The following is a 6,680-nucleotide window of genomic DNA, read 5'->3' as shown; positions in this document are numbered from 1 at the left end:
CGCACTTCGTGATCTGACGGGGCGGCAGGTGGTTGTGAGGGTGCCGGGGCATGGTTGAGGCCGCCTGGTGATCATGGTGTTGTGACGCATCAAGAGCCTCAAAACGGCCTCTGCCGTCAGCATAGATCCATCGGTGTTCCAGGAGAAGTTCGACGAGCTCGCGGACGAGCTCGCCCCGCTCTTCGCCCGCCGCGAGCCGCGGGCGCATGCCCTTGACTATCTGCGTGGGCTGCTGGCGGATCTGCCGCGCAAGAACTGCTGGGCGATGGCCGAGCATGCCGGGCGGTCGCGTGCCTTCGGGCTGCAGCGCCTGCTCTACCAGGCGGCCTGGGACGAGGAAGCGGCCCGCGATGCGGTACGCCGCTTCGCCGTGCGCCACCTGGCCGCGCCCGGCGCAGTCCTGGTCTTCGACGACACCGGCCAGGAGAAGAAGGGCGAGGCCACCGCAGGAGTCGGACGGCAATACACCGGTACGACCGGGCAGGTCAGCAATGCCGTCGTCGCGGTGTACTGCACCTTCGCCAGCGCGCTCGGACACTGCCTGATCGACGGCGACCTCTACGTGCAGAAGCACTGGGCCGAGGACCCCGAGCGGTGTGAACGGGCCGGACTGGGAGCGGACTTCGCTTTCTGCACCAAGACCGCCCTCGCCCTTCGGCAGGCCCGGCGCGCCCTCGAGGCCGGCGTCGAAGTGGACTGGGCAGCGGGCGATGAGGTCTACGGCCGCAGCTCCGCTCTGCGCGGCTTCTTCGAGGACAACACCGTCGGATACGTCTTCGCCGTAGGTGCCAACTTCGCCGTTCCCCCCGGCGTCGGCCCGATTCGCGCCGATGTCCTGGCGGCGAAGAGAGTCCCCAAGCGGGCCTGGAACCGGCTCTCGTGCGGGCAGGGCGCCAAGGGTCCGCGCGTCTATGACTGGGCGCTGGTCGCCACGGCCGACCCGCGCCACCACCTGCTGGTCCGCCGCTCGATCGCCGACCCCACCGACCTGTCCTACTTCTACACTTACGCGCCGCCCGGCCGCTCGATGGCCCTGGCCGACCTGGTCAAGATCGCCGGAATCCGGTGGACGGTCGAGGAGGACTTCGCCAACGGCAAGGACGCCGTCGGCCTGGATCACACCCAGGCCCGCCGCCACCGCTCCTGGCGCCGACACGCGATCCTCGCGATGGCCGCCCTCGCCCTGCTCTCGGTGATCGCCAGTCTGGACCGGCGTCATCATCCCGAGCCGGTCCTGCCGACCAGCCCCACCGCCGAACCGCCCGCAGACTTCGGGCAGATCGCCCTGACCGTCACGGAGGCCCGCCGCCTGTTCCAGCTCTTGACCGTCCTGCTGGAAGATCTGCCCGCCGCTCTCGCCGCCCGCCGCATGGTCTTCCACCTGCAGTGGTCCGCCTGGCGACGCCGCCACCAAGCCCGCGCCCGCTGGCATCACTACAAGCGACGCCTCACCGACCTCGACTGAACCCTCCATCCCGACGATCCGTCAGATCACGAAGTGCGAACTGGAGTACTGGGTGCGGGCCTTCGTCGCGTCTGTGCGCGCTGTTCAAGATCGGATAGTTGAGGTAGGTTCCCCTTTCGCGTGTGACATGTACACGCTCGATTGAAAGGGATCCGTGCGTATCAAACTCCTGCCCAGCGTGGCTGCCATCGCCGCAGCCGCAGCGCTCGCCGGCGTACTGCCGCTCCAGCAAGACGGCACTAAACAGGACACGACCGCTCAGGTGTCGCAATCGCGGGAAATCCAGCCGCAGTACGCGACCACCGCGGACACCAGCATCCATCTGAAAGCCAACATCACTCAGGAGCAGATCGACCAGGCCCGTGAGCGCGTCAAGGCAGCCAAGGACGGGAAAGCTCCCGAGCCTCCTAAACCGGGCGGGAAGACTTCCGAGCGGAAGGTGAAGGACAGCAAACCTCTCCCGCTCGACGCCGCGTACGACCTGGCGAACGAGGCCAATCAGCAGGCCAAGGAGCATCCGTACAAGGACTTCGGGCGCGCCGCGAAAACCGCCACCACCGATGGCGGCGACAAGATCACCATGACCCCGACGGCCGTCTACGACCTGAACGAGAGCACCGTCGGCTACCCCGTCGGAACCACCCCGCCGACCGCACTGGAGAACATGTGTTTCGGCGGAACCGAAAACTTCGACGCGGTGATCGACCGGTTCTCCTCGTGCTCCCGTGCGACGATCACCGTCGACTACTACAAGATCAGCACCAACCAGCCGCCCGAGCACGTCGGTAAGACCATCGGCAAGATGCGGTTCTTCCAGCAGCAGTACAACACTGCTCGCTCCATGCGGATCTTCGCGAAGATGGAACCGGACTCCGTTGACTACCAGTGGGGCCTGTACGACGACATCTTTACCGCTCCGGGCATCGACCTGACCGTTGTCGGCAACTGCTACGGCACTGGCTCCGGATGCTCCGCAACCCAGCCTCCCATCACCCTGGACTGGCAAAACTGGGACAGCAGTGACACCTGGTTCTACTGGAACATCAACAGCGAAGCCACCCAGGGCTACGGGCGGGACAAGCAGCTCGCCCACCAGTCGCACGTGCAGATCTATACCGACACCGGCCAATACCAGACCGTCAACAAGGCGTCGGTCGTCAAGCGCATCATCCGCTGCGACTCCGCCTACTACATCTACTCGACCTGGGGTGAGGGCTGTGTCTTCTTGGAGACCATCCCCCGCATGATGTACTCCCGTGCCTGGGACTCCCCCCACCTGGCGGTCGCCGAACACATCTATGACACACAGAACACCCCGGACAGCACCTACCCCACCAAGACCACGGCGAAGAAGTTCCCCGGCGAGTGGCTGATGGACTACAACGCCCCCGGCCTGCACCGGATACACGGCGACTTCCACCAGGCCGAGCTGACCGCGAACACCAGGCACAAGGACAATGCCTGCGCATCGACCGGCGAATACTCCACCACGGGGCTTCCGCCGGCGTTGCAGACGGACACAGCGAACGGTGAGGAGTGCGACGAGTACCCGTTCCGCACCACCCTGGAAGGCGCCGCCAACCCGGACTGGGACTTCTCCGTCCGAGCGGTCAACGGGAAGCAGAACGGCTCCGCCGGCCAGACCCTGATGATCTACATGCGGAACCACCGCATCCTCGCGTGGGACGCGACGCTCCCGGCGGAGTACAACGACCGCTTCTACGTCCAGATCGTCGACTGGTGACCACCGGCTTCTGACTGTCGCAGCGGCCTGCGAGAATCACGGCGCCACCCCAGCTGATAGGGGTGGCGCCGTTCCCGTTCCAGGAGGCCCCACGTGGACATACAGACGCTTGAGAGGGACTTCGGCGGCTGGTCCTACACCTTCACCCCACTCGCCCCGCAGAACGCTCTGCACGCCATCGGCGCCGGCAGCATCCAGCAGGTCGATGGTCCCCTCGCCGCGCTCCGTGAAGCTGATGACGAAGGTGTTGAAGACGACGGCATCCTCCTCGTCGCCTCCCGTGTCAGCCCTACGTGGACGCTGGTCGTCGAGACGTTCGGGCTGACCGGGTTCGTCTGCTGCGACCGGCAGGTTCTTGAGCAGCTTCGTCGTCCGGGCGAGCGGGCCGTGTTCCTGTCCAAGAACGATGAGGATGCGAGGATGAGGTGCATCGACACCAGCGACGCGTGGTGTGGCCTGGACATGTACACCGGTCGCCGCTGGGGCGCCCCAGGGCAGCCGCTCACGCAAGCGCTCAACGAGGCAGGCTTCCCCCCGGAAGGCCCGTACGAGGACATCGCCAACCCACCCATCCGGAATGAGGAGCTCGCACCTCGAGCCATCCGCGCAGTGACAGGACTGGCCGGCCTCGACCTGGGCGGCGCCTGGTACTCCGGTATCGCTCACGGCGGCTCGTAGTCACAGCGCTGCGTGTCGAGCAGTCTGCCGGATGGTACGACAGGTGGGAGGGCTGTGCTGCCCACGAGTCGGCTCGCGGCGGGCGAAGAGCGGGGCGAGCTCGTCCGCGAGCTCGTCGAACTTCTCCTGGAACACCGATGGATCTCTGCTGACGGCAGAGGCCGTCTGAGGCTCTTGATGCGTCACAACACCATGATCACCAGGCGGCCTCACCCATGCCCCGGCACCCTCACAACCACCTGCCGCCCCGTCAGATCACGAAGTGCGACTGGAGTACTGGGACGCCTTTGCGTCGGCAAGATCAATGAAATAGGTGGCCGGGGGCGGTGAGAAAAGGTGAACGCTCTCACCTGGCAGGATCACCACCTCGCCGCCCCGTTGAACTGCCGACGCGGTGGCTGTGCGGATCCATCCGGTGGCGTTCTCAAGCCGGATCGGTCCCTCGATCACGCCGTTCCCCCACATCCGGAGCGCCCTGTCACTTGAGGTGTTCTGAACGACTGAGCACTTCTTTTGCTCGTTGTTGTATTGCTTGTACAAGCCTTCGAAACCTGGCAGAGGCGCCACCTCTTGCTGTGCGGGGAAGCACACAGTGACCGGCGCCGACGCGTCCCTCTCCTGTTGGGGCACGGCCGCGGCGGAGGCCGAGATCAGGCTGAGTGACAAGGCCGTGGTCACTGCCACCGCGCGTATCCTGCTCCGCCCTGTCGGCATCACTGCCTCCTTGGCCCCTGGCCAGACATTTCCATTGTCTCCTCGGCTCGGCCGATGCGCACGACAACTTCCGCTCGTACCGTCTGCGCTGCTGCCGCACCTCAGGTGCCTCGGCACGCCACTCTCACTGCCTTGCCTGGCCTGCGGGGCCTTGCTGACCACCGCGCAGGGCTTGGCCGCGCTGGATGTCCTGCTCCTCAAGCATGGCGGGGTACTGGCCGTAGTCGTTGTAAGCCTGGGTCGCGGTCCACCGTTCATCCGGTGGCGGCAGCGGCGTTCCATCGCGGCGCGCCTCAAGGCATCGCATGATGTCCTGGCGGCCGAAGAATCGGAGCGTGGGTGCTGATACCTCTCGGTTCCTGTAAAGGAAGTGCGATTCGTGCGCTGCTTCGGCGATCAGATCGACCGAGTGCCTTGAGCCGGTCACGGAGTTCGCGATCGCCGAACGACAGGATGGCGCTACGGCAGTGCTCTGCGAACTCGGTGCGGTTGGTGCCGTCGTCGAGCCGGTGAACCTCCACACGTATGAGACGCAACTGTTCCAGGAGTCTGGCCATGGCCGCATGCTCGACAGCCTCTTGCCTGCCCCTGCGGGTGTCACGAACTACGTAGTACGTGCCCGCCAGTGCGATCGGGCGCCCAGAATGGTGCCAATGAGGCTGCCCAGGAGTGCTTCTGCCATGGCGCGAGTCTGACACCCCGTCAGTGATCGGCCCTCGGACGGTCCTGTGGCGGTCGCTCTTGAGGAGGCATTTTGAGCACGGCTCTCTCCATCCTGACGGTCCTTGCCGCCTTCTTCGCCCTGCTCTGGCATGCCGTTCTGTCGAGCCGCCAGCGTGTCCGTCAGGTCGAGGACTTCTACTTGAACCGCTACTGGCAACTGCTGGATACCCTGCCTCAGGAGGCTCTGGTGGCCGGCGAACAGGAGCCAGTGGGCACGGAACCTGCGGCCGACGGACGTCGAGTGGCCTTGCTCTACTTGCGGCTGTGCGAAGACGAGATCTCGGCTCGGGAGCAGGGATGGGTCTCGGACGATGCATGGGCGGACTGGCGAATCGGCATGCAGTCGCAGCTCTCCAGATGGCCTGTCCGGCAGGCATGGACGGATGTCACGGATGGGGTCCTGCAAACCAGAGCGGAAGGTCAGTTCACGCACCTGCGTGCACTCGTCAGGGACGGCACCTACGACCCCTACCGCAAGAACGCGCTCAAGCGCTGGTGGCGCGGGCTGAGAGTGACCATAGGAAGCGCTGGCCGCTGACCAGAACCGAACGCTGGACCAGCGGAACGGCCTCCCCTGGGAACCAGTGGGTGCGGCGCCAACCATGAGGAGGCTCAGCGGTGGTTCGACGCGCTCGCGCCGGGCCGTAGCCCCGGGACCGTGACCGGCAGGTGCGCCGCTCGCCACCTTGCTGGGTCGTGCCTAGGCGCTGCGCAGTGCAACGCGCCGCGGCCACCGCCTCACGGTGTCGCGCCGGTTCGGAGTCGGGGCTCTGGGTCGAAGACGCTTGTCTGCAGTTGGCTCCGTACCCTGTTTCGACTGCGCTCGCTTCCGTGGTCGCCGCGGATCGAGGAGCCGGAGCTGCGGGTCGCAGGGGCGAGACCGGCGTAGGCGGCGAGGTGGCCGGCGGTCGGGAAGGTGCTGCCGTCGCCGACCTCGATCAGGATCGCCGGTCCTGACGCCGACCCCCGGCATCGCCGTCAGGACCTTCGAAAGAGGGTGGGCCTCCAGCAGCTCCTCGATCCGCCTGGCCAGCAGCTTGCGCTGGTCAAGCACCGCCGTCAGCGAGACCGGACTCAGTCCAGGCCAGTTCGAGCTCGGTGCGCTGTGGCGGAGCCTCGGCGCCCTGCGCTGGTACCAACGGTTCGGCAAGAAGGACGGCCCGGAGTCCGCCGATTAGGTCAGGCGGCCTGCGTCAGTCGGGACGGGGTGACGGGCAGGCGTGTCAGGCTCTTCTTGCCCCGGGTGAGATGGTGGTCATCAGCGTGATGGCGGCCCAGGTGATCAGGGTTTCGGAGTGCTGGATGAGCCGTTCGTAGTCCCGCGCGTGCCGGCGGGCATGCATCAGCCATGACGAC

At 66.1% G+C, this 6,680-nt stretch carries 7 protein-coding genes and 2 pseudogenes; 5 read left to right on the top strand and 4 right to left on the bottom strand.

Translation table 11 applies throughout. The features are described 5' to 3' along the window. Nucleotides 1–133: 133 nt before the first annotated feature. The 3 genes from ACZ3H8_RS38630 to ACZ3H8_RS38620 all read left to right on the top strand — a co-directional run bounded on the left by ACZ3H8_RS38630 (nucleotide 134) and on the right by ACZ3H8_RS38620 (nucleotide 3,887). A complete protein-coding gene (locus tag ACZ3H8_RS38630; protein ID WP_467409773.1) occupies nucleotides 134–1,465 on the top strand; it encodes an IS701 family transposase in 1,332 nt (443 codons plus the stop codon). A gap of 154 nt (nucleotides 1,466–1,619) precedes the next feature. Continuing rightward, complete coding sequence (locus ACZ3H8_RS38625; protein WP_467409770.1) at nucleotides 1,620–3,209, top strand: NucA/NucB deoxyribonuclease domain-containing protein; 1,590 nt, start codon at nucleotides 1,620–1,622, stop codon at nucleotides 3,207–3,209. Nucleotides 3,210–3,302: 93 nt separating this feature from the next. Continuing rightward, entirely contained in the window at nucleotides 3,303–3,887 is a 585-nt protein-coding gene (locus ACZ3H8_RS38620; RefSeq protein WP_467409768.1) for a hypothetical protein, read from the top strand. A 255-nt stretch (nucleotides 3,888–4,142) separates the two neighbouring features. Here ACZ3H8_RS38620 and ACZ3H8_RS38615 read toward each other — a convergent pair whose 3' ends face one another. Further along, on the bottom strand, nucleotides 4,143–4,571 hold the full coding sequence (locus tag ACZ3H8_RS38615; protein WP_467409767.1) for a hypothetical protein: 429 nt from the start codon (nucleotides 4,569–4,571) through the stop codon (nucleotides 4,143–4,145). A gap of 154 nt (nucleotides 4,572–4,725) precedes the next feature. Further along, entirely contained in the window at nucleotides 4,726–5,028 is a 303-nt protein-coding gene (locus tag ACZ3H8_RS38610) for a hypothetical protein (protein ID WP_467409766.1), read from the bottom strand. A gap of 327 nt (nucleotides 5,029–5,355) precedes the next feature. Here ACZ3H8_RS38610 and ACZ3H8_RS38605 point away from each other — a divergent pair, with 327 nt between their 5' ends. Beyond that, nucleotides 5,356–5,862, top strand: a complete 507-nt coding sequence (locus ACZ3H8_RS38605; protein ID WP_467409763.1) for a hypothetical protein — start codon at nucleotides 5,356–5,358, stop codon at nucleotides 5,860–5,862. A gap of 239 nt (nucleotides 5,863–6,101) precedes the next feature. On the opposite strand, the pseudogene ACZ3H8_RS38600 reads toward ACZ3H8_RS38605, so the two are convergent. Continuing rightward, nucleotides 6,102–6,390, bottom strand: a pseudogene (locus ACZ3H8_RS38600) (transposase); the annotation flags it as partial. On the opposite strand from ACZ3H8_RS38600, the gene ACZ3H8_RS38595 reads away from it, so the two are divergent. Next, a complete protein-coding gene (locus ACZ3H8_RS38595) occupies nucleotides 6,362–6,502 on the top strand; it encodes a hypothetical protein (RefSeq protein WP_467409775.1) in 141 nt (46 codons plus the stop codon). The pseudogene ACZ3H8_RS38600 and the gene ACZ3H8_RS38595 overlap by 29 nt on opposite strands. A 75-nt stretch (nucleotides 6,503–6,577) precedes the next feature. Here ACZ3H8_RS38595 and ACZ3H8_RS38590 read toward each other — a convergent pair. Continuing rightward, a pseudogene (locus ACZ3H8_RS38590) lies at nucleotides 6,578–6,680 on the bottom strand (IS5-like element IS4811 family transposase); the annotation flags it as partial.

It is taken from the genome of Streptomyces sp. NPDC002868 (assembly GCF_055563295.1).
This window is presented reverse-complemented; position numbering and strand designations above follow the sequence as displayed.